A 22,915-nucleotide genomic window follows, 5' to 3' on the forward strand; every position below is an offset into this window, starting at 1 on the left:
CATTTACAAATATATAGAACATTTTAATCCATTGTGCACAGCGGTTTCAATAGTGAAATGCGAAAAGGGGTTCAATGATATGCAAATTTTCAGTTACTTGCTTCTGCTATTAACGAGTTTGTTATGGGGAGGAAATTTTGTTGTTGGGAAGTCACTGGTTGGCCATGCTTCTCCGGTAACCTTGACAAGTTTAAGATGGATCATCGCTGTTGTTTGCCTTTTTCCCATTGTGTGGCGGAAGGAAAAAAAGATATTACCGCCGTTAAGTGCCATTCTTCCTTTAGCTTTAATGGGGATCACCGGGGTTGTACTATTTAATGTCTTTCAATTTTGGGCATTGGAACAAACATCAGCGACCAATGTCGGATTAATTTCAACATTAAATGCGATTTCAATTGCTGTCTTTTCCTTTTTATTTTTAAAAGAAAGAATAAATATTCTGCAGGGCGCTTCAATGATCCTTTCACTATGCGGTGTTATTCTTGTCCTTTCAAAAGGTAGGATGGATCTTTTACTTTCGTTGCATTTCAATAAAGGCGATCTTTGGATGTTAGCAGCTGTATGTATATGGGGAATATATTCTGTTTGCTCAAGATGGGCAACAACAAAGACATCGCCAATGATGTCTACGTTATATTCCGGCATATTCGGGCTTATTTTTCTTGTGCCATTTAACCTGTCTGATTTTACAGTAACAAATATTAATGCTTCTTTTATTGAATCCATTTTATATACCGGGGTTATATCAACTGTATTGTGTATGGTGTTCTGGAATATTGGCGTACAAAGATTAGGGCCTACCGCTTCAGGTGTTTTTTTGAATTTTAACCCTATCTTTACGGCCATTTTAGCGTTTTTGCTGTTAGGTGAAAAAATGACATGGATACAGGGGATTGGGAGCGTCATCGTGATTATCGGCTGTTATTTGTTCTCCCATTTTAAAACTAAAGTGATTTTAAAGCGGAAGCGCAGTCTCCCGCAGCCTTCAAATACTGCCCTTGCCCAGAAAAAGGGAGTATCTTAAAAAGCAGATTTAAATTAAGCAGAAACCGGACTTACTGTGAAGTGAATCCGGTTTTTCTTTGCACCTATACGGTGATCCTATGTAGCCGCAGCTATATATCCTCTAATAGCTGCGGCTACATCGCAGTAATCGAGATTTAACTCAGTTTGCCTGCCAAGGGCAAGTTTCATAAGCTCTCCACTGTCAAGCATATCGGGGTTATTGAAAAAATCCATTTCACAATATGCCCATCCAAATTTTTATTGTTGTCGCAATGATTAATACTAGCAAAATCACCTTTAACACTTTAGGATTCACTTTTTGTCCAAGTTTAGCACCAATTGGTGAAGCTATGATGCTTGCAATAACAACGATAAGAGATGGCCAAAACAATATTTGATGCGACAATAGTTTACCTGTCACAGAGCCAATCGATGAAATAAAGGTTACGGCAAGGGATGTAGCGATAGTAACACGCATGGGGATGTTAAGGACAGTCAGCATAATGGGAACAAGTAAAAAAGAACCGCCAGCCCCTACAATCCCCGCGCAGATTCCAACAATAAAAGAAAGAACCATTGCTAATAAACGATTATATTGTAAAGATTGATCAGGTTGCACCGCATCTCTTCTCGGTATAAACATCAGGATAACTGCAAGAATCGCCAAAATCCCGTAGATAAAGTTAACAACATTTTCAGAGATCCATTCAGAGCTGTAACCGCCAATTAAACTGCCTGCCAAAATACTGATACCCATATACAAAATAAGACCTTTATTTAAATAACCGCCCTTCCGGTAAGCAAACACGCCGCATAATGTTGCAAAAAAGACTTGAACCGCTACAACACCGGAAACATGATGGGCGGTTAAGGCAGCAACCCCCAATAATGGCGGAATATATAAAATCAAAGGATAGTTGATAATAGCTCCGCCGACACCTAGCATCCCCGAGAGAAAAGAGCCAACAAATCCCAGAACAAATAATATGATAATAAATGATAAAGACATAAAATGTACTCCTCATAAGAAAACTTGCCAACCAGCAAACCGTAATACTCTTTTAGGTGCTTTGTGAGCTATAACCTACTATAACGTTTTTACAAATTCTTATCTCCTTAAGTATCAAAAAAGAGGATACGGAAAACCGCACCCTTAACCTTTTTTAATCCAAAACTTAAGAACATCTCCATCCTCTTTTTTGTTCGAGGAGTTCGTTTCCACCTGATCCCGCCCAAGCGGTAAGGTCATTTTTTGTACTTTTATCCGTCGCGCGGATTTCCAGCACATGACCCGAAGTCAATTCATCCATTGCCTTTTTCGGACCGACAAATTGGTATAGGGCATGAAAAATCTGTTGATCTAATTAAAAAAATTATTTACCCTCCAATGGCTCCAGCTACATCATAATAGTCAATGTTAATCTCTAATGGTCTCCCAAGGGCAAGTTTTGCAAGCTCGGCGCCTAAATACGGACCCACTGTCAGACCTGATGCACCGAGTCCATTGGCAACTAATATGCCTTTATAGTTCGGCAGTCCGCCAATTACAGGCAGGAACCCGGGTGTAAATGGACGGAAGCCTACTCTTGTTTCAAGAACTGTGCTGTCAGCCAAACCGGGTGCAATTGTAAAAGCTTTATCAAAGATTTCATGCAGTCCGCCCGCAGTCACCCGGTTATCAAATCCGGCATCATTTTCGTGTGTAGCGCCCGCCACTATCCGGCCGCCGCCAAAAGCTAGAAGGTACTGATCATTAGGCGGCATAACAACAGGCCATTGGCTTGTATCAGTATTTGGCAAATTAAGATGAACAATTTGCGCTTTCTGTGACGTTACTAAAAAATTAATTTCCAACGGCTTAAGCAGCTCTTTCGCCCAAGCACCTGCAGTGACAACGACTTGATCAGCAGACAATGTCTCCCCTCCTGCCTTGACACCGGTTACCTCGTTATCTTTATAGACAATTTCAGCCTCTCCATGAATACATGCGGCTCCATGTTTTTTGGCTGCATTAATCAAAGATTGACGAAGCGCCCGTCCATTGACACGAGCCGCACCGCTCACATGTACAGAGCCGTAGCCTTCTGCCAGCAGCGGAAACAGCGACCTAGTTTCATCAGGAGATAATTGAGTAATCTCACCTATTTCCGGTGCATCCTGACGGCGTTTTTCTGCCCGCTCTGCCATCTTTTCCAATTTCCGCTCGTCTTGATAAATACTAATGGCACCTACTTGCGCGTATCCGGTGTCGGTTTCCCCGCATCCTTCAAGGTCCTTAATAAGCTGAGGATAATACCTCGCCCCGCCTTTTGCTAATTGATACCATGCTTGATTTCGCCGCTGTGAAAGCCAAGGGCAGACAATCCCTGCGGCAGCGTCAGTAGCTTGTCCAAGATCCTGACGATCAACTATCGTAACGTTTGCACCGGCTTTTGCAAGATGATATCCAGCAGAGGCGCCAAGAATCCCTGCTCCTACCACAATAAAGTTTTGCATTAAGAACACCTTTTTCTGATCTTTGTTCTGTAAATTATTTTACAGGACTGTACTTCAAGGCTCAAATTTTGCAAGTTGTGCTTTTAAATTATTGGAATCGCTCTTAAACTATGACTTTCGCTCTTAAATCATTGTTTTTCGCTCTTAAATCATTGTTTTTCGCTCTTAAATCATTGTTTTTCGCTCTTAAATCATTGTTTTTCGCTCTTAAATCATTGTTTTTCGCTCTTAAATCATTGTTTTTCGCTCTTAAATCATTGAAAAAAGCTTGTCACCCAAGGGTGACAAGCTTTTTTCTAAGAAATCAGGCGCTTTTTTTCAGCGTACGGCGGCGTTCTTTACCTAACCCGTTGACAACAATAACGCTTGAAATAGCTATTACACCGCCAATAATGGATAGGATGCTTGGAAACTCGCGAAGCCAAATCCACGAAATAATAATAGCTACTACAGGTTCAGTATACATCATGCTTGTAACAGAGCTTGCTTCGCCCAGGGAAAGGGCAATTGCCCAAGTAGCGTATGCGATAGCTGCCGGGAAAACGCCGACATATAACGCCGATATATTCGCTCCTATTGTGGCATGATGAATATCATGAAAGAGGCCGGGAAGGAATAAGAGAAACGGCAATGTACCTGCCCATGTAAAATAAGCCGTCAACTCTATTGGCTTATAACGTGCCAATAGCGGTTTCTGAAAAACAAAGAAAACCGATGTGGCGATAGAGGCTGTTAATATAAAAAGAGCGCCCTTTGAGATATCAAAGGTTGAGCCGGCCGCTCCCAAAGTAATAATAAAAATACCGATAAAACCAATGCCAAGACCTATCCATCCAAAGAGACCCAAGTGTTCTTTTAAAAATAGAACAGCAATTAGTGCGGTAAAAACAGGTGCCGATGCAATTAACATACTGGCTGTACCTGCAGAAACGGTTTGTTCGCCGAATGATACCCCTATATGATAAATACTAATGCCGATCCATCCCAGAATTAAAATTTTTATAAGATCTTCTATTTTCGGTAATCGAAAATCGGTTCCTGGCCATAGAGCATAAAGGATAAACGCTGCCGATGCTATAAGAAAGCGAATAAGCACTAAATGACCTGCAGAATAGCCGCCTATTAAGCTTGCCCGAATAGCAGGAAAGGCAGAACCCCATATGATTATTGTAAAAGCCGCCATTAATAATGCTTTCTTATTCATACCCTTTACCCCCCAACATAACCATTATCAAATCAAAATTATCATATAGACAGCCTTTTCACAACCTTTAAATAAACGCGTCATTTTAAATTCTAACTAATCTCATACTTAATGACCCTTTTCTTGTAAAATCAAACAGGAGTATTGATAGTTTATAAAATTAGGTATATTATTTTTATGGATGCTTGTGAAGACTTTCACAAGATTATATGAACCATTAAGGGTTAAGAGGTCTTTGGAAGCCCCTAAAATTTCCAAAAATTTAAGCTGTGCTTATCGTAGAGGAGAATCGGATATGTCAGAAACAATTACTCAGACAAAACCTGAACAAGAACTGCAAAATTTGTCTGCAAACCCAAAGCAACTTGATGTCCTTGATCAACTGTTAAAACCTGAAGTTCAGGAATCTTTAACTGCCTTGGTTGAGCAGCTTCCAAAGCTGACTGAACTCGTCAATATTTTAACTAAGACTTATGACATGGCTCAATCAATGGCTACTGACGAAGTATTAAAAAATGATACTGTAGGCGCAATTCAAGAAATTGTTGACCCTGTAAAAGACACTGTAAAAGGTATCGCAGCAACTGCTATTGAAGCGAAAGATCGTGCGGAAGAAAGCAATGAAGTCATCGGTCTTTTTGGCCTTTTAAGGATGATAAAAGACCCTCAAGCTCAAAAGCTCTTCCGTTTCATTAATGCTTATCTTCAAATTACTGCAGATCGTAATAATAAATAATCTATTCTTATAGTGTGTGTTTCAAAAAGGAGGACAAAAAGAGCCGAGAAGTTCAAGGAAGCGCAGTCTCCGAGCACCGGAACGTATGCCTTTAATACGTGAGGAGCGGAGGGACAAGCTGACGCAGAAATTCGACAGCTATTTTTCCCGGACTTTTTGAACATCACCTTACATTCAATTAGTAAAGACGGGAGATAATACTATGTCAAAACAAATTGTCATTTTAGGCGCTGGTTACGGCGGCGTACTAGCTGCTCTAAATGTTCGCAAATATTTAAGTAAATCTGAAGCACAAGTAACGGTAGTCAATCAGTACCCAACACACCAAATTATTACTGAATTGCACCGCCTCGCAGCAGGCAATGTGTCCGAACAAGCTGTTGCCCTGCCGTTGGCGAAGCTTTTCAAAGGAAAAGATATTGATCTTAAAATCGCTAAAGTTGAATCATTTTCTGTGGACAAAAAAGAAGTAAAACTATCGGATAATACGACTTTAACATACGATGCACTTGTCGTAGCCCTGGGAAGCCAAACAGCTTATTTCGGTATTCCTGGACTTGAAGAAAACAGCATGGTATTAAAGTCCGCTGAAGACGCAAACAGAATATATAATCATATTGAAGATAAAATCCGTAAATACGCAGAAACAAAAGATGAAGCAGATGCAACCATCTTAATTGGCGGCGGAGGATTAACCGGCGTTGAATTAGTCGGTGAAATTGTTGATATTATGCCAAAGCTTGCTAAAGGTTACGGGGTAGATCCTAAAGAAGTAAAACTATTACTCGTTGAAGCAGGTCCGAAAATTCTTCCTGTCTTGCCGGATGATTTAATCGAACGCGCGCAAACAAGCCTCGAAGCACGCGGCGTAGAATTCTTAACAGGCCTTCCTGTAACAAGTGTTAAAGGAAATGTCATTGAACTGAAAGACGGCCAAAAAATAAAAGCAAATACATTCGTATGGACAGGCGGTGTACAAGGCATTCCTCTAGTAGGTGAATCAGGCCTTGAAGTGAACCGCGGCCGTGCAACTGTTAATGAATATCTTCAATCTGTTTCACATGAAAATGTATTTGTTGCCGGCGACGCAGCTGTTGCCTTTGGCCCAAATAGCGATCGTCCTTATGCGCCTACTGCACAGAATGCTTGGCAAATGGGAGAACTTATCGGCTATAATCTATATGCATACTTAGAAAACAAATCATTTGAAACATTTAACCCGGTTAATTCAGGCACATTGGCTAGCCTGGGACGTAAAGACGCTGTTGCTATCATCGGCGGCAACTCTACACCGCTTAAAGGGCTTCCGGCTTCCCTAATGAAAGAAGCAAGTAATGTCCGCTACTTGTCACATATTAAAGGGTTATTTAGTTTGGCATATTAATGAGAAAGCTGACTGTACTTTTTGCAGTCAGCTTTTTTCATATAATAGTATCTAATCCTCTTTCAGACTTAACATTGAAAATTGCAATTCTGCCAGCTCATGCTTTGCTTGTTTTATTTGCTCAATGGAGTCGTCGCCTTCACACTGGGTTGTTGCTTTTAGGAGCAGCATTTGCGCTTCGTGCGATTGTTTTTCTGCTTTTTCTATTTGACCGGGATCCCCGCTATCGTGAGCTTTCTTGCAAGCTTGTTGCGCCTGCTCTGCAGCATCAATTGCCCGTTGCAAAATTTGGTCTTGATCCTCCATGTTAATATCCTCCTTTTTCAAAACCCTATTAAGATTATGCCTTCATCATGTACACCATTCATTTTGATCCTTCTAAGCACTAACATTATTCTTATAATTAACCAATGAAGTGCAAAATATTAATAGACTTTTATTCATTTGCCAAAATAAATAGACCATGCCTTTGAAATGGCATGATCTATTTGGCTCGATGGACAGTTAGAGTCACTTTATTTGTCTCGCACGTAAAAGTTGAAAGATGCACAGGTTCATCGTTTGTATCGAAAGCGACCTTTACAATTCTAAACAGATTCGCTCCAATGTCGCATTCCAACAATTTTGCATAGTCTTTTGTAGCGCCTATAACATCAATCATTTTATCATTGCTGACGATTTCCGTATCATAAACTTCTGAAAGAATTTTATAGGTAGATTCATCCTTTGCGATGTTCTTTTCTAAATCTGGAAAACGAATCAGCGAATAATGAGCTATATCATAAAAAAGAGGGCGATCGTTGACATACATTAGACGTTCAAGTTCGAGAACAGGACTCCCTTCTTTTATGCGAAGCCGTTCGGAAACATCTTTAGCAGCTTGGACCACTTCACTTCTTAAGATACGGGAATTCGGTATCATGCCAAGCTGGTGGCTGAATTCAGAAAATCCGCTGACAGACAATAATTCATTATGGAATTTATTTGATGCAACAAAAGTACCCCTTCGTTGGATGCGTGTTAACGTACCGTCATTAACAAGCTCTTGAATGGCCTTTCGTATTGTAATGCGGCTCACTTGATAAATGTCGCAAAGTTCCGCTTCAGTAGGTATCTTCTCATCCGGCTTGTACTTTCCCTGCTGGATATCATTCTTTAACATTTGTCTTATTTGCATATACAGCGGTTGAGGTGTTGAAGGATTTAAATTCATTTTAAGATTTCATCCTTTTTCCATCTATTAATATAAGACTATTATACATGTTATTTATTTATAAGTTCTAGTTACCATGCTCCAAAATATCTTATTGTTTTTGCGGCCGTCTTTGCCCCTAATTCTAAACAATTCTCGATAGATACGCCTTTAAGAGTACCGTAAATAAAACCTGCAATAAAGGAATCGCCGGCTCCCATTGTATCGACGACTTCCCCTTCAATGATTCCGCATTTATAAAATTGTTGCCCGTCATAGGCAAGAGAACCTTGTTCGCCTAATGTCGCTACAGCTACTTTTGAACCTTGTTTCTTAACATCCTTTAAAAATTCACGGATATAGGCATCATCTTTAGAATAAGAAAAGAAAGGGTAGTCAACAAAAGGCGGTAAGGTCTTTACCAAACGATGATTTAACTGATCAGAGAAGTCAAAGGATGTATACAATCCTTTCTCTTTAAAAAGAGGATAATATTTGTCTGCATGCCCCCAAATTCCTGTGTGTACAAGTTGATGGGTTTGAATAAAGCGAATGTCCTCCATTGTTAAGGAAAAGCCGGCCATAACTCCCTCAATGTATTCACCAAACTGACGGTCATTATCTGCCATCTCTACATATGTAATCGCCGTTTGCCCTTCCTTCTGAGAAATATGTGATATATCAACACCCTTGCTTTGAATCGCTTGCATCATTTTATTTCCGTACTCATCATGACCAACCCAGCCAATATAAGAGGCTTCAGCGCCTAAATCAGTTAAATATACAGCGACATTAACAGGATTTCCTCCAGGGTAGGCTTTTTGTTTTTCAAGATAGACATCCATGCAATTATCTCCAACAGTAACAATTCTCACTGCATCCGCCCCCGATTCCTTATTTATGTTCATAATAGACAGGAGCACTACAAAAGCAGTGCTCACTGATCACTTAATATTCCATTTGCCGATAGTATCTTCTTAAATCCAGAGAGTGGTTTCTTTCCCGCTCAAGATAGACGCTTATTCGGCTTAAGACCGCCCAATTGATACTGACAGCAAAATGTTTTCTAAATTCGTCGCTAATCCCATCCAGTTCAAATTCCTTTGTATCAATGATCGTTAAGTTTTTAGTGATTTTTTCAGCAAATCTCTCGACACGCTCAACAAGCGGACGTGTTTCATCTTCCCCTTTTAGCAAAACAACGCTTGTATCTTCTTCAACAATCTCAAGTGTACCATGGAAAAATTCCGCGGCGTGTATAGACTTTGCATGGATCCATTGCATTTCTTCAAGAATACACATGGCGTATGAGTAGGCGTTCCCCCATAAATTACCGGATCCAACAAGCATATGGTAATCTGTATCTTTATGTTTGATAGCAAATGCCTCTGCCTTCTGATCAAAGGCTTTAACCGCATTTAAAATTCCCCGCGGCAAAAGTGAAACCTCTTCAGTAAATTGTTCATACTGAGGAAATTCATTGTTGTTATACATAAATCGGAAGACAAACATATATAGAAGTATAAAGAAAGTATCAAATGAATGTTTTTCCGAACCGGTACAAACACAATGATCAACAATTTGCGTTAAAGGTGTGTTTGGTTCAGCTACTAATCCTATAGTTGTCGCTCCTCTATCCTTACAGAATTGCGCTGCCTCAACTGTTTCTTTCGTTGTTCCGGAAACTGATGCAAAAATACATACAGAATCTTTGCTGAAATGTTTATGATTCATGACCATAAATTCAGCAGCAATTTCTGAATAGACATTGATGGAAGAATTAGATTTCAATATGTATTCATATGGATACATCATAGCGATTGTCCCGCCGGCACCAATAAGGAAAATATTACTGTATCCCTTATTTGAAATGTCATCAACAATACTTTCGACTTGGCCTCTAAATGAAAGCCCCTCATCTTCTACAAGCTTAAGAAATAACTCTTCATCAAATTTCAGCATAACTTTCCCCTCCCATATGACCTTATGGTTAAATTTAATTTGTTATATCTTGTATTATAATCATATAATACAAATTAAACAATAGTTTTTTAGAAAAACTTGGTTTATCGCCGAGTTCAAACAGCGAAAGCTCCAGTTTTCTTATACTTTAATCCTTTAACATGATTAAATTTCCTTAAAGTGTAAAAATTCAAAAGGAAGCCGGCTTTTCCAACTTCCTTGTAACAATCTTACAATTTAACCTCCAAATCATTGTCATTAAAGTTTTTACGGCCATGACGTTTTTCCCAATAGAAATAAACAGGAAGACCCGTTAAGATGACAATGACAGCTGCGAGCATGCCTTGCCACGGCGCCCAAGTAAACGTTCCCCAAGCAAGCCATGACGCCCCAAGGATAGCTAGTATCGTTGTTAATCTCCACAAAGGCATACGATAAATTGGTTTATAATCATCCCTTTTACGGCATTTATAAATTGACACAAAATCCAGAATATTAATGACCAACTGGATGAGGGTAAAGTATCCCAGCAGCGTTGTTAAACTGCTCGAAAATACTAGAATACATGCATATGTCACCTGAGCAATAATTGAAAAACTCGGTGTCTCGTATTTCGGATGAACTTTAGCAAAACGTTTAAAAAACAAACCATCCTTTGCCATAGCATATTCCAGACGAGGCTGAAACATAATACAGGAGCTTAACGATCCCAAGATAACGATAATAGCTGTAATAGCAACAAATGATGAAGCAAAATGCGACAGCCCCGGGATATATTTGACAGCATCAGATACTGCAGCATTTGAATGCATTAAATGACCAAAAGGCATTAAGCCGATAACACAAACGGCCAGCATCGTGTATAAAAACAATATGATTAATATTGAACTAATGAGTGCACGGGGCAGAATTTTTCCCGGGTTTTTGAATTCTCCTGCCATAAAACAAATGGCTGCCATCCCCGTGTATGACCATGTCGTTGCAGATATCCCGCCTATCAAATTATGTTTTGCGGCCCCAGCGGCAGGCGTATATGAGAAATTGCCTGTTTTCATATACATTAGCCCTAAGATAATAACAATGATAAAAGGAATAATTTTAACAGCGGTAATAACAACTTGGAACAATCCGCCCTCTTTGACACTCCGATAATGGATTGAAGTAATAATTAAAATAATAGCCACACCTAACAATTTCCCGGCGAATCCAGTGAAAAAAGGAAAAAAGGTAGATATGTAAGAAACAATCGCTAAAGACATAATCGAAATAGAAGGCGGATCTAACGCCCAGAAGGTCGCCCATCCATAAAGAAAGGCTAAAGGACGCCAACCGGCCTTATTCAAATATACGTAACCGCTTCCATTTTCGGGATATGCCGTTGATAATTCAGCTAACACCATCATTTGCGGAATCGCAATCACCCCGCCTATAATCCAGGCCAAAATAGAAATAGATGGCGTGCCGGCAGCTTTTGCAACATCACCTGTCGATACAAAAATACCTGACCCTATTGTTGTTCCAACACCAAGTGCAAGGGCAGACCAAAAGCCAAGCTTTCGTGTAAGTGCCTGATTACCCATTTAACGTTCCTCCAACATGATATTTTAAATTTTCAATTCCCTTATTTTCTTGATAGATGCCATCATTGTATCCTTTGGGTTTTGATAATAATCCGGTCCCATAATTTCCAAGGTACATGCCCCTTCATAATGATACTGTTTAAGACTTAATAAATAATCCCTCCACCGCAGAGTACCGTCGTCTAATGCCAGATGTGCATCAGATTGGCCGTCTCCATCTATAAGATGGAAATGACTTAACTCTTTGCAAATAGAAAAATAGTCTTCAATTGTTTCACCAGCCAATTGCATGGCTACGGTATCAATCATTCCTTTTAAAGAAGGAGATTGTATTTCCTCAATCAACTTTTTTGTTCCTTTAAAATCAGTAATAAGATTACTTTCAAATTTAGTTAATGGCTCTAACGCAAGGGTGATCCCCTCTTCCTCAGCCACTTTTGATAATTGAAAAATTGAATCGCTTGCATACTCCCAAGATTCTTTCTTAGGAACAGAAAAGTCGCCTATTCCAGAGGTTATCAGCATCATATTAGCTCCTAATTCCAAAGCAGCGTAAATATTCTCTTTAAAATAATCAATACTTTTATTGCGCCAATGGAAATCTGAAGAGGCAATATTATATGGGTAAATACATTGTTCGGGCGTGTAGCAAACAATGGTCATATTTCTTCGAACAATTTCTCTTCTGATTTTTCTTATATTCCCAAGCACATTTCGATAAACAAACAAGTGCGGTTCGCCGGCCCATAATTCAATATGTTTAATCCCAAGTTCATCCATACAATCCAAAAAATATCGAAAAGGATAATGCTTAAAAGTAATATTCATACCTGCTATTTCCAAAATTTTCGCCTCCTTATGAAATCAGCTTTATCTCATTTGTTATGTTTTGTATTATACCCAATTAATATAATGAATGCAATTGAAATTTCGGAAAATTGAATTGTAAATGATGTCATTATTTGTTTCCTGATGAAATGCGGCAACTGCAAAATACGGCAAAAAGCCACCTGTATATTCAGGCGGCTATTTACAATGTTCTATTCATTTTTCGCTTTTTTAAACAAGAATGATTATTAAGCCGTTCTTGTTTATCTATTCCACTTTATACAAATAGATCTTCCACGGTGATGCCCGATTCTGAAAGGTTTTTAAAAAGGTTAAGCCATCCTCCTCGGCATTCAATATTTTGACGGCTGACAGAATATAATCTCCGCCCATTCTTTTTAAAGCTTCTGTGTTAAGTTCCAGGTGATGAATTTTTTTCCGGCCGCCATCATACATATAATGCTTGCCAAGTTCTGCTGTGAAAATATAAGCCCGGCTCCCCCAATTATCAAAATAACGCCTGATTGAATTGTTTTTTTCCAATTCGGGTGCAATAATCTCCCTGAAATTCTTCTTATACGCTAACGGATAACTGACAACATATCCATCCAGAGTATAAAAACCGTTATATTGAGCGATACTCGGGTGAATGCCAAGACTAACGACGCGATAATCGGCTGGATCCTTGCCTATATAGCCTTTAATATCTTGAAACAAAGGTTTAGAATAAAATTCAGCATATGACGGGTAATGATAATAACGGTATTTAATTTCATCATTGAACAAAAACAATATAATGATCTGGGCGCAAAGAAGCGTTAAAGCGATTGGTTTCCCAAATCTTTTTATCGCCTTCCAAATAATAACCAGTGCTAAAGCAAAGCAAATATACCAGACTGGCGGCTCAAGGAAATGGAAGCGGCCAAAATTAAAGGTTTCAAAAATACTCCATTTTTCTTTAATATATTTAAGCCCTCCCCAGGCGTATAATCCATAAATAATCGAAAAAAGCATGTTAAGTAAAAATAAATTTCTTAAAACCCGGACATCATATTTTTTTCTATATGCCGCTATGAAAGCAACGATGATGACAGGCAGCACAACATATTGCGTGAGACGTATCACATGAGTCTGGCCAAATATAAAAACCCAGATGGCAATAGCCAGTGAAATAACAGCACTCCAATTGCCGCGATTAAAGGCTTCCCTATGTGATATAAATACCGGACTGAAAAACATTTCATAGATAATCCGGTAATTTACAAATAAGTACACGATCGTCATAATAACGATAGCCGCAAAGAATGAATAGTGAACCCGCTTCGTCCTTATCCAGTCGACAATCCATAATAACCCCATACACGCTATGAAAAAAGCAAAGCTTAAAACAAAGCTCGAATAAAAGGGAAGTAAAATAATAATCAGCCAGTCAACCTTTGACCCTTGCCTGTTTCGAATATTTAAAAATGCATATAGCGCAAGAGGCAACCCGGCAATTGATCCCCCGCCGGATGGCCAAAAAGGTAAAATGGCAAAGGCAAGAGCTGTTCCGGCCACAATTATTAAGAATTGATTTTCTTTAATAAAGTGCCTTTTCAAAAGAAAGTACATTCCGAAAAAGGCAAGAAAGCGCATCATAAACTCATTAATAACATAGGCTGTAAACGGTTCAAAAAAGAAATAAAGAAGAACCAATATGTTAAGATCCGGTTCAAGTGAATTTCTTGAAAGACCATTCATTATACTCGGTATTTTCTCATGGACGCCGCCAAACAGTTTACCGCTGTCAGCGAGAACCTTATACCATGCAACATTAGAATCAAGATTATCATGAACTCTGACATGAGCGTCTTCACCCAAAATAACATAAGGAGATAAATATAATAAAAGAAGCATGATTCCAATAATGATAAGATAATTTTTTTTGAAGAGCACCGAAATGTTTGTCAAAACCTGTTTCTCCCCAATCAAATTCAGCATAAAAAACCAGCACCATAAAGTAAAACTTCCATCAATGGGGGGTTTTGTTCCTCCCCCACTGATGGTTAGTGAAGCTGCTACTTGAATAAGCGTCTTGTGCTTTGCGACGAGAAGTTGGTGAAGCTTCTTTGAATATGCGACGGCGCAGGAGCACAACTTATCGGGGTGTTACTGTCCGTTATCTCCCGCCTAACGTCAATGATTCTCTAACGTTTCGGAGCGGGAGTTTTACGGACAATTGCACCGGGATAAAAAGTTACATTAACTATAATTTCTAATAATGGGCCATTTTATAATTAAATAGTAAAGAAAACTGGCGATTGGCAAGCCTTAAAGATTCCTAGGGTATAAATTAAAAATGTTATAATACTATTGAAAATAATAAATACGATCCTGCTTTGGATCTTGCGTTTAAATTAGAAAAAACACTTAAGACAAAGGCAGATGATTTTTTTATTTATGAGTAAAGGAAGAAAAATTATGATCACCATGAAGGATATCGTAAGAGAAGGCAACCCTATTTTGCGAAAGGTTACAAATGACGTGGCCGTTCCCCCTTCCGAGGAGGATCAGCAAATATTATTAAATATGCTGCAGTTTTTGAAAAACAGCCAGGATCCCGAAATAGCCAAACGATATAAATTAAGACCTGGTGTCGGGCTATCAGCAAATCAGATCGGGTTAAACAAGCGTATGTTTGCGGCTTATTTAACCGATGATAAAGGCCGGTATCATGAATATACCTTAATTAATCCTAAAATTATCAGCCATTCAGTCAATATGATTTATTTGCCCCAAGGAGAAGGCTGTCTTTCCGTCGATCGTCAAGTCCCAGGTTTTGTCCCGCGGTATGAACGAATTAAAGTCAGCGCTTATGATCTAAAAGGTACCAAATTAGAAATAAAGTTAAAGGGTTACGCGTCGATTGTTGTCCAACATGAAATTGACCATCTAAACGGCATCATGTTTTATGATCATATTAATAAAGAAGACCCCTTTAAGCTCCCGGAAAACATACCAGTTGAAAGTTTATATTAGCCCATACCAAATTTATCCCCAAACCATAAGATATAGTTGAGAACAATACAAAAAGGAGGATAAATATGGATAATCAGAACAACAATCTTCCTGAAAAATCTTCTAATAGTTTTCCAAACGATTTTATAAAAAAGTTTGACAACTTCTTTACTAATGAACCTCATAGAGGGATACTTGATTCCATCGATGCATTTTTCCAACAAGCAGCATCGCCATTTATGTCCTACTTTCCGGTTGATTTATACGAAACAGAATCAGAATGGGTCGTTAAGGCAGAGATTCCCGGCGTTAATAAAGACAATATTCATATTGAGCCGTTAGGTGACAGGCTAAAGATATCTGTTATAGATGATCAACAGACCGAGGAAAATCATGATGTCAACAACTTCTATCGGAGAGAAAGAAGATTTCAAAGGGCAGAGCGCATCATTGCTTTACCTTACAGTATTTATAAACAAAAAACGAGAGCAAGATATCAAAATGGTATCCTGGAAATAAGAGGACCAAAATATCCAAAACCGAATAACACCCTTGAAATTGAATAGACATGCGTTTTCAGGCTCACTGTCCCGGTGAGCCTGCTTGCTTGTTATGGGAATCAAAGTTAATTGTTATATACATAGCCTATTATTTACCAAAATTTCAAAAGATAATGTTTTAAAAGGATTAAAAAAGGGTATTTATCAGTGGACAAGAATAATCTTTAAAGGGGCGAATTCAGCATGCAAAAGGCAGAAATAAACGATCTTATTGAATTTTGGAATGGTTTACAAGCAAAAGTTATTTCCGTATTTAATAATACAGTCATTGCGGACCTTACTTGCATGGATAATTTCAATGAACTTAACCTCGAGCCGCGAACAGTCCTGACTCATCAGGAGTATAAAGTTATTAAAAAAAATTATTAGTTTGTGTTTTGAACTACCTCTATTAGGAAGTAGCCCAATCCGGGTTACTCCCTTTAATCTTTTAATTCCTCAATAGTTTCCTTCCAACGTTCGATAACAGAAGCCGGGTCTTTTAGATCAATTTGAATGCCAGAGGTAATGTCAGCATATTTTGCTGTGTCGCCCTTATAGGAAACGACGTTTGCTGTAAAACGTTCGCGTTGATACTTTGCTTTATCTAATTTCGGAAGTTTTTTCAGGGAAAGCTGGACGTAGTGGGCAGCACCGTCAAAAAACACGACAAATGTTGCCTTGCCTGTTCTAATAATGTTACTTGTTGTCGTTGTACCTGGCCAAAGACTTAATCTCAGCTTTTCAGGTGTTAAGGCAACAATTTCGCCTACGCTGATCATAGCGACATGCGGCCACATGCTCTCATCCATTGTTAGCAGCATCATCGCTTCATGCTGTTTATCAGCAAGATTTTCTCCGCTTAATAACTCATATAGATTCGTCGGAAGTTCTTTAGTATTCAAGACTTTCACCCTTTCAAATCCATTTTATAGTAAAAGCTAGCCCTTTCAAAGACTAGCTTAAACTTCACTCTTATTTATGTGATATCCTTCTTTCCGGAACAGGCGGCACTTTAGCTGCATTCGGGACATCTTGGGGATCCACTTTAAAAGCTTTGTTATATTTTTCAGGATTTGTAATGCTTTCAGGTTCAGATGAGCGCCAAGTGAACATGCAAACCGGGCATGAATAGACTTCCCAAGCGCCTTTTACCGGTGATTGTGATACCATTTCTGCTTTTTTTGATTCACATCGCGGGCAAGTTTTCATTTCTTAACACTCTCCTTCTATTTATTAAGCATGTCCTTTAAAATTTTCTCCCATTTTTCCGTTTCTAAAGGTGAATCCAACGGCTGAGAGTAATGTCCTCTTGTCTCCGGTGCTGTAGGTGTCGTTGCATCCAAAATCATTTTGTGTGTGATGCCTGCAGGTTCAGAACCAGGATCAAGCGGAAGAACTGAAAGATCCGGAATTATAACGGCGTCATGTTTCGCATGCATTTTTGTCGATAGCGCCCACATGACCTGCGGTAAATTGAACGGATCGACATCTTCATCAACGACAATCACCATTTTGCAATAACCCAGACCATGAGGTGTTGTTAAAGCGCGCATACCGACTGCTTTTGCAAAACCTCCGTATCTGCTTTTTGTTGAAACAATAGCTAAAAGGCCGTGAGTATACATAGCGTTCACTGCAACAATTTCATTTGGAAATGCGTCTTTAAGTTGCTGGTAGAGCGGCACACATGTATTAATCCCCATCATATAATCAATTTCAGTCCATGGCATGCCTAAATATAAATGTTCGAAAATTGGATCCTTGCGGTGACAAACACGGTTAATTTTTATAATCGGCATACTGCGTCCGCCGGAATAGTGACCGGTAAATTCTCCAAACGGACCTTCAAATTCCCGCTCTCCGGCGATAATTTCTCCTTCAAGAACGACTTCCGCCCCCCAAGGCAGATCCAAATCGGCGTCTTTCGCTTTTACAATTTTATATGGTTCTCCTTGAATTGCGCCTGCCATTTCATATTCAGATTGGTCGTATAAAAGCGGCGTAGCTGCTACTGTTGTAATGACAGGTTCATTTCCTAAGGCAATCGCAACCTTTAAGTTTTCTCCGCGTTCTTCCGCTTGGCGAAGGTGAATGGCGATATCATGCTGCGGGACCGGCTGTATGCCAAGACGGTCTTTTCCTTTAACTTGGAGACGATAAATCCCCACATTTTGCTTCCCAAAATGATCAGGATCTTCTGCATCACGGGAAACAACAACTGCTTTATCAATATAGAACCCGCCGTCACTTTGATTAAGGCGGAACAATGGCAGTATATCAAATAAATTAATATTCTCTGTTATTTCAACTTCTTGAAACGGCGCTGTCTCTTCTCTTTGAACAGGAACAGGGAATTGGCCGTACCTTTTGGCAAATTCAAAAAATTGATCTTTAAGCGGTGTATTTTTCGGCAGTCCCATCATCAATGCATGGTTAGGCCAAGAGCCAATGATATTCATAGCAATGCGGGCGTTATGGTACCCATTAATATTATTAAATAACAGTGCCGGAGTCTTATCTCCTAGATTACTAATAGCCCTTGCCGCCGAACCCAGGTCCGGCTCAGGCATGACCTCGTCATTAATATTCAGCAATTGTCCTTCATCTTCTAATTTCTTAAGAAAGTCTCTAAAATCCTTGTAAGCCATACATGTCCCTCCTATTGATTCACTTTGTTGGTGTTTCTGATGCCGTTCCACCTTTTTGCTTCCGGACAATCAATACCAAACTGGTCTAATGTTCTAACTGCAATATGATTGACAATATCGTCGATTGTCTCAGGCTGATTGTAAAAAGCCGGCGTTGGCGGAAGAATCGTGACACCCATTTTCGATAATGCCAGCATATTTTCTAAATGGATATCGTTCAATGGCATTTCCCGTGTTAAAAGGACCAGTTTCTTTCTTTCTTTTAAAATGACATCAGCCGCTCTGGTTAATAGGTTATCTCCAAGACCCGTTCTGATTGAAGCCAGTGACTTCATACTGCACGGGGCGACGATCATACCATCAGCGCGAAATGAACCGCTTGATATGCTGGCGGCTTGATTTCCCGGGTCATAAATGAAACTGGCAAGCTGTTCAACTTCGGATACAGTATAAGGTGTTTCTAATCCAATGTTGACCTTGCCCCATTTTGAAATAACAAGATGTGTTTCAACATTTGCTGCACGAAGAAATTCTAAGATACGAACGCCTAGAATAGCCCCCGTAGCACCTGATATTCCAACAATAATCCGCATCAATATCACCCCATTCCTTTTCTAATTCCACATTTCCATCGTATCAAAGGTTTAAGAATATGAAAAATATCTATATAATTATAGTTGCATATATAAAATATATAATTAAGACTGGACGTGGTTTCTCATGGATATCAAACAACTTTTTTATTTTCTAACGATTGTAGAGGAGGGGCAAATTACCCGGGCAGCCAAAATCCTTCATATGGCGCAGCCTCCGCTCAGCCAGTCTCTTAAGGCCCTGGAAAAAGAATTAGGATCGACCTTAATTATCCGTAATGCTAAAAAGCTTGAGCTGACCCAAGCCGGAAAAGTTCTGTATCAACGTGCTGTACATTTATTAAATCTAATGGAAGAAACAAAGAGTGAAATTCAAGAACTTGGCGAAGGCGTCCGCGGGACTTTATCGATTGGTGCGGCATCTGCATGTATGTCCTATATTCCCGGACGTATACAGCAATTAAGAGAAGCCTACCCAGAGCTGTATTTTAAAATTTATCAAGGGGATACTTATCATTTAGAGGAACTGCTTGAAAATCGGGACATTGAAGTTGCCGTCGCACGGTTACCCGTTGAATCACAGCATTTTCAAATTAAAAGGCTGCCGAAAGAACCATTTGTCGTTGTCGTACCGGCCAAATGGCAAACAAATTTTTCTTCGAACAGGATTGAATTAAAAGACATTGCCCCTTACCCAATCCTTATGCTTAAACGAATTAAAGGGACAAGCATGTTTGAAAGCCTTTTTCAGGAGTGTTATGAAGCAGGTTTTAAACCTAACGTTATCGCAGAATGCCCTGATGTATCGACAGTCATAGCATTGGTGACTGCAGGTGTCGGCATAACGATTATTCCAAAATCTGAATTTCATATGGCATATAATAATCACTTGAGCATTTTAGAATTATGCAGTAAAACATCACTTCAATCAGAACCCGTTGTCATGTGGCGTAATGACCACTACATTTCAAAAGCCGCTGAAAAATTTATTGAGACATTTTAAAACAAAAGCATCCGCTGTTAACGGATGCTTTTGTTTTTATTCGGGATACATATCAGCATCCTCTGTGAGCCGAATAACACGCGTATACTCACCCTTTTCGATTTCTTCTTCAGAAGCTCTTGCACTTAACTCCTCATCGTCATCTATTCCAGTGGCAATCTTTGATTCATCTTTTTTCTTTAAATGTTTTTTCTTTTTATCCACTTATGTCACCTCATTCGGCAAGTTTTCTTTATACTTTCAAAAAAGTTAATTTTTATTGGAAGAAAGTATAAGTGCAGCTAGGCCTTTGTCTTCGCCTTTAAGGCTCGCCAATCGGCAAGTTTTCTTTAGTTTGCCCTTTATAAGATTTTTTACTTAACAGTGATGCAACAAGGCTGCCCATCGTTAAATTGCAAACCATATTTGCCATCGCTGCCACTCCTGCGACTGATCCAAAGTAACTATTTGCAAGAACAGCCGCAAGGGCGGAATTGCAAATTCCGGTCTCAAAAATCAGTGAACGGCAATCAGAAGAACGAAAATTCAACAGTCTTCCCAGTCCATAGCCAAAAAACATCTGTAAGCTGACTTGTAAAGTAACACAAACAGCTACGGAAAGCAGGATTGTCATATGACTCTCCAATGAAGCTTGAGCACCGGAAACTACACCAAGTACGACAATAAATAAAGCTAAAGAAGAAAATATCGACGTATATTTGTTCAAGATTCTTTTTAAGACGGGAAACACAATCTGTAATATGAGTCCAAAAATAAGTGGAAAGAATACAATCTTCATCATTTTTAATACAAATGGTAAATATTCAACATGGATCCCTGCCCCCGCAAAGACAGAGGCTAAAGCCGGCGTTAACAATGGACCGCCAATGATCGTATCAATAGCGGTCATTGTTACGCTATAGGCAACATCACCGCCGGCAATTAATGCGTTTAAATTTGCTGACGTACCGCTTGGAACGATTCCGGCCATAATGATACCGTTTCTTAATGATTCATTATGGCTAAAGAACAAATAGGCTAATGCGACCGAAACGCCTGGTGCAATCATCCATTTACCTAATGAACCGATAAGACTTTCCCATGGATGGCGAATAAGGCTAAACAATCGGCTTTTATCAAGCGTAAGCCCCATCAATAGCAAAACAAAGCCAATCGCCGGATTTGTTGCATGCGAAAAGATCCGGCATTCGCGTGAAAAGAAAAAGGCTATGAAAGCTAAAAGAATAATCCAAAGCGGTAATAAACGTGAAATAAAAAATGTTAATATATCAGGAATTGCATCCCTTGACAGCATTATAAAACGTCCCTTTCACCTGACTGATGTTCAATAAAATGTAACTTTTATCAATGAGGGGGATTTGTTCATCCCCCACTGATGGTTAGTTGAACCCTTTACTATGAGAAGCGGAAATACTTTCCCGAATAAGCTGCGGCACAGGCGCCTCACACAACTTATCGGGATGAATCAAGATGGCATCGTTTCCCCGGGTGCCGCCGCTTTATTTTCTTGAAATCTTGACGCCACTAATACAACGAGAAGAAAGCCGATAATCAACGCATAGCCTAAGATGTAAAATCCATTAATAAGATTAGTGCCGCCTGCCGCTATCCCTACGACAATCGGTCCAACAATGCCGCCAAAGTTGCCTACAAGATTGATCAGCCCCATTGCTGAACCAGATTGATTGTGAGGAACAAACGATAATGCCCAAGCCCACCAAGGACCAAATGCGGAATAGATACCAATTCCGGCAATAATAAGGATAATCATATTAATGATAAGACCAAATCCGATAAAATGTTCAGCAATCAACGCCAAACCGCCAATCAACAGCGGCGTCGCAATAAACCACATTCGGCTGCCTCCCCGGCGGTCAGACCAGGCGGCATTAATATACATGGCAATAGTCGCTAATATAAACGGCACTGCTGATAACCATCCAATGCCCTGAATCCCTTGATTACTTAATTGCTTCATAAGACTTGGCATCCACAAACCGAAACTGTACATGCCGGTGATCCATAGGAAGTAAATCACACAAAATACCCACACCCGATAATTTAAGAGTACTTCAATTAGAGATCCTTCCTTTTCAGTTGTCGGCTTCTCGGTATTCTGCTTTAAGTAATTCCTTTCACTTTCAGAAATCAACCGATCTTCAGATGGCGAGTCAGATACCAGCCAAATAAAGAGCAGAGCCAAAATAATCGGCGGAATACCTTGTAAAATAAACATAACATGATAATTCCATTGGTGAATCATCCATCCCGCCGCCGGTGCCATAACAATAGATGAAATAGGCAGTGCCATTTCTGAAAAATTAATAGCCCGTGCCCGCTCTCCATTTGGAAACCAATTGACAAAAAGTACAGCAAAGGCCGGCCATACAACACCTTCGGCAAAACCCATAATAAGACGAACAATAATAAGACCGTTAAAACTATGAACGACACCGGTTAACATTGCTGCTATACCCCAAATAAAAAGGGCAGCTATAATAACCTTTTTTGCGCTGAATTTACCTGCTACCCATCCCCCGGGTATTTGTGTCATAACATATCCCCAGAAAAAGGCTGATAACAATACACCAACTAATGTTGATGAAACACCTAATGACTTCACCATATCAGGTGCTGCCATGCTGATGTTCTGCCGATCAACAAAAGCAACAAAATAAGTTAAAAACAGTAAAAATCCAATCCGATACCATCTTGCCTTTCCGATAGACAACTTACTCATCTCCT

Annotated in this window: 26 protein-coding genes; 7 read left to right on the plus strand and 19 right to left on the minus strand. The window is 39.5% G+C overall.

Annotation, left to right across the window (positions count from 1 at the left end; translation table 11 throughout):
• Positions 1–79: 79 nt before the first annotated feature.
• A complete protein-coding gene (locus tag ACFQRG_RS02925; protein WP_380963459.1) occupies positions 80–1,024 on the plus strand; it encodes a DMT family transporter in 945 nt (314 codons plus the stop codon).
• A gap of 77 nt (positions 1,025–1,101) precedes the next feature.
• Here the strand turns inward: ACFQRG_RS02925 and ACFQRG_RS02930 are convergent, their stop codons facing one another.
• The 5 genes from ACFQRG_RS02930 to ACFQRG_RS02950 all read right to left on the minus strand — a co-directional run bounded on the left by ACFQRG_RS02930 (position 1,102) and on the right by ACFQRG_RS02950 (position 4,705).
• Positions 1,102–1,239, minus strand: coding sequence for a hypothetical protein (locus tag ACFQRG_RS02930; RefSeq protein ID WP_380963461.1), 138 nt, complete (start codon positions 1,237–1,239; stop codon positions 1,102–1,104).
• A gap of 1 nt (position 1,240) precedes the next feature.
• The gene (locus ACFQRG_RS02935) at positions 1,241–2,014 is read right to left on the minus strand and encodes a sulfite exporter TauE/SafE family protein (protein ID WP_380963463.1); all 774 of its coding nucleotides are present in this window, start codon (positions 2,012–2,014) and stop codon (positions 1,241–1,243) included.
• Positions 2,015–2,180: 166 nt separating this feature from the next.
• Entirely contained in the window at positions 2,181–2,315 is a 135-nt protein-coding gene (locus ACFQRG_RS02940; RefSeq protein WP_380963465.1) for a sulfurtransferase TusA family protein, read from the minus strand.
• Positions 2,316–2,382: 67 nt separating this feature from the next.
• Entirely contained in the window at positions 2,383–3,510 is a 1,128-nt protein-coding gene (locus ACFQRG_RS02945) for an NAD(P)/FAD-dependent oxidoreductase (RefSeq protein ID WP_380963467.1), read from the minus strand.
• Between the two features lie 295 nt (positions 3,511–3,805).
• Entirely contained in the window at positions 3,806–4,705 is a 900-nt protein-coding gene (locus ACFQRG_RS02950; RefSeq protein WP_380963469.1) for a DMT family transporter, read from the minus strand.
• A gap of 295 nt (positions 4,706–5,000) precedes the next feature.
• Between ACFQRG_RS02950 and ACFQRG_RS02955 the strand changes: the two genes are divergently transcribed.
• Together ACFQRG_RS02955 and ACFQRG_RS02960 are read left to right on the plus strand one after the other, a co-directional pair.
• The gene (locus tag ACFQRG_RS02955; RefSeq protein ID WP_380963471.1) at positions 5,001–5,441 is read left to right on the plus strand and encodes a helical membrane plugin domain-containing protein; all 441 of its coding nucleotides are present in this window, start codon (positions 5,001–5,003) and stop codon (positions 5,439–5,441) included.
• 202 nt (positions 5,442–5,643) lie between these two features.
• Positions 5,644–6,825 carry an NAD(P)/FAD-dependent oxidoreductase gene (locus tag ACFQRG_RS02960; protein ID WP_380963473.1) on the plus strand — a complete coding sequence of 394 codons (1,182 nt, stop codon included), beginning with the start codon at positions 5,644–5,646 and terminating at the stop codon, positions 6,823–6,825.
• 51 nt (positions 6,826–6,876) lie between these two features.
• Here ACFQRG_RS02960 and ACFQRG_RS02965 read toward each other — a convergent pair whose 3' ends face one another.
• From ACFQRG_RS02965 to ACFQRG_RS02995, 7 genes are all read right to left on the minus strand, one after another.
• On the minus strand, positions 6,877–7,131 hold the full coding sequence (locus ACFQRG_RS02965) for a hypothetical protein (RefSeq protein WP_380963475.1): 255 nt from the start codon (positions 7,129–7,131) through the stop codon (positions 6,877–6,879).
• 178 nt (positions 7,132–7,309) lie between these two features.
• Positions 7,310–8,038, minus strand: a complete 729-nt coding sequence (locus ACFQRG_RS02970; protein ID WP_380963477.1) for a GntR family transcriptional regulator — start codon at positions 8,036–8,038, stop codon at positions 7,310–7,312.
• Between the two features lie 71 nt (positions 8,039–8,109).
• Positions 8,110–8,892, minus strand: coding sequence for a fructoselysine 6-kinase (frlD, locus tag ACFQRG_RS02975; RefSeq protein WP_380963479.1), 783 nt, complete (start codon positions 8,890–8,892; stop codon positions 8,110–8,112).
• 73 nt (positions 8,893–8,965) lie between these two features.
• Complete coding sequence (locus tag ACFQRG_RS02980) at positions 8,966–9,979, minus strand: SIS domain-containing protein (protein WP_380963481.1); 1,014 nt, start codon at positions 9,977–9,979, stop codon at positions 8,966–8,968.
• Positions 9,980–10,209: 230 nt separating this feature from the next.
• Positions 10,210–11,559: an amino acid permease gene (locus ACFQRG_RS02985; RefSeq protein WP_380963483.1), complete on the minus strand. Its 1,350-nt coding sequence runs from the start codon at positions 11,557–11,559 to the stop codon at positions 10,210–10,212.
• 24 nt (positions 11,560–11,583) lie between these two features.
• Entirely contained in the window at positions 11,584–12,402 is an 819-nt protein-coding gene (locus ACFQRG_RS02990; RefSeq protein WP_380963485.1) for a TIM barrel protein, read from the minus strand.
• 252 nt (positions 12,403–12,654) lie between these two features.
• Positions 12,655–14,337 carry a DUF6044 family protein gene (locus ACFQRG_RS02995; RefSeq protein ID WP_380963487.1) on the minus strand — a complete coding sequence of 561 codons (1,683 nt, stop codon included), beginning with the start codon at positions 14,335–14,337 and terminating at the stop codon, positions 12,655–12,657.
• A 489-nt stretch (positions 14,338–14,826) separates the two neighbouring features.
• Between ACFQRG_RS02995 and def the strand changes: the two genes are divergently transcribed.
• The 3 genes from def (at position 14,827) to ACFQRG_RS03010 (ending at position 16,313) form a co-directional block, all read left to right on the plus strand.
• Positions 14,827–15,405: a peptide deformylase gene (gene def / locus ACFQRG_RS03000; protein WP_380963489.1), complete on the plus strand. Its 579-nt coding sequence runs from the start codon at positions 14,827–14,829 to the stop codon at positions 15,403–15,405.
• Positions 15,406–15,470: 65 nt separating this feature from the next.
• Entirely contained in the window at positions 15,471–15,950 is a 480-nt protein-coding gene (locus ACFQRG_RS03005) for an Hsp20/alpha crystallin family protein (protein ID WP_380963491.1), read from the plus strand.
• A 177-nt stretch (positions 15,951–16,127) separates the two neighbouring features.
• Positions 16,128–16,313, plus strand: coding sequence for a YkvS family protein (locus tag ACFQRG_RS03010; protein WP_380963493.1), 186 nt, complete (start codon positions 16,128–16,130; stop codon positions 16,311–16,313).
• Between the two features lie 53 nt (positions 16,314–16,366).
• Here the strand turns inward: ACFQRG_RS03010 and ACFQRG_RS03015 are convergent, their stop codons facing one another.
• The 4 genes from ACFQRG_RS03015 to ACFQRG_RS03030 all read right to left on the minus strand — a co-directional run bounded on the left by ACFQRG_RS03015 (position 16,367) and on the right by ACFQRG_RS03030 (position 19,167).
• Positions 16,367–16,828 (minus strand): pyridoxamine 5'-phosphate oxidase family protein, encoded by a 462-nt coding sequence (locus ACFQRG_RS03015; RefSeq protein WP_380963495.1) that lies wholly within the window; start codon positions 16,826–16,828, stop codon positions 16,367–16,369.
• A 70-nt stretch (positions 16,829–16,898) separates the two neighbouring features.
• The gene (locus ACFQRG_RS03020; protein ID WP_380963497.1) at positions 16,899–17,135 is read right to left on the minus strand and encodes a non-oxidative hydroxyarylic acid decarboxylases subunit D; all 237 of its coding nucleotides are present in this window, start codon (positions 17,133–17,135) and stop codon (positions 16,899–16,901) included.
• A gap of 17 nt (positions 17,136–17,152) precedes the next feature.
• On the minus strand, positions 17,153–18,574 hold the full coding sequence (locus ACFQRG_RS03025) for a non-oxidative hydroxyarylic acid decarboxylases subunit C (RefSeq protein WP_380963499.1): 1,422 nt from the start codon (positions 18,572–18,574) through the stop codon (positions 17,153–17,155).
• 11 nt (positions 18,575–18,585) lie between these two features.
• Positions 18,586–19,167 (minus strand): UbiX family flavin prenyltransferase, encoded by a 582-nt coding sequence (locus ACFQRG_RS03030; protein ID WP_380963501.1) that lies wholly within the window; start codon positions 19,165–19,167, stop codon positions 18,586–18,588.
• Positions 19,168–19,294: 127 nt separating this feature from the next.
• On the opposite strand from ACFQRG_RS03030, the gene ACFQRG_RS03035 reads away from it, so the two are divergent.
• A complete protein-coding gene (locus ACFQRG_RS03035; protein ID WP_380963503.1) occupies positions 19,295–20,170 on the plus strand; it encodes a LysR family transcriptional regulator in 876 nt (291 codons plus the stop codon).
• A 36-nt stretch (positions 20,171–20,206) separates the two neighbouring features.
• Here ACFQRG_RS03035 and ACFQRG_RS03040 read toward each other — a convergent pair whose 3' ends face one another.
• The 3 genes from ACFQRG_RS03040 to ACFQRG_RS03050 all read right to left on the minus strand — a co-directional run bounded on the left by ACFQRG_RS03040 (position 20,207) and on the right by ACFQRG_RS03050 (position 22,901).
• Complete coding sequence (locus ACFQRG_RS03040; RefSeq protein ID WP_380963505.1) at positions 20,207–20,374, minus strand: hypothetical protein; 168 nt, start codon at positions 20,372–20,374, stop codon at positions 20,207–20,209.
• A 97-nt stretch (positions 20,375–20,471) separates the two neighbouring features.
• The gene (locus ACFQRG_RS03045) at positions 20,472–21,464 is read right to left on the minus strand and encodes a bile acid:sodium symporter family protein (RefSeq protein WP_380963507.1); all 993 of its coding nucleotides are present in this window, start codon (positions 21,462–21,464) and stop codon (positions 20,472–20,474) included.
• A 171-nt stretch (positions 21,465–21,635) separates the two neighbouring features.
• The gene (locus tag ACFQRG_RS03050; protein ID WP_380963509.1) at positions 21,636–22,901 is read right to left on the minus strand and encodes an MFS transporter; all 1,266 of its coding nucleotides are present in this window, start codon (positions 22,899–22,901) and stop codon (positions 21,636–21,638) included.
• Positions 22,902–22,915 lie beyond the last annotated feature (14 nt).

Origin of the sequence: Scopulibacillus cellulosilyticus (assembly GCF_042665295.1) — a bacterium.
In the GTDB taxonomy this organism is placed as follows: domain Bacteria; phylum Bacillota; class Bacilli; order Bacillales; family Sporolactobacillaceae; genus Scopulibacillus_A; species Scopulibacillus_A cellulosilyticus.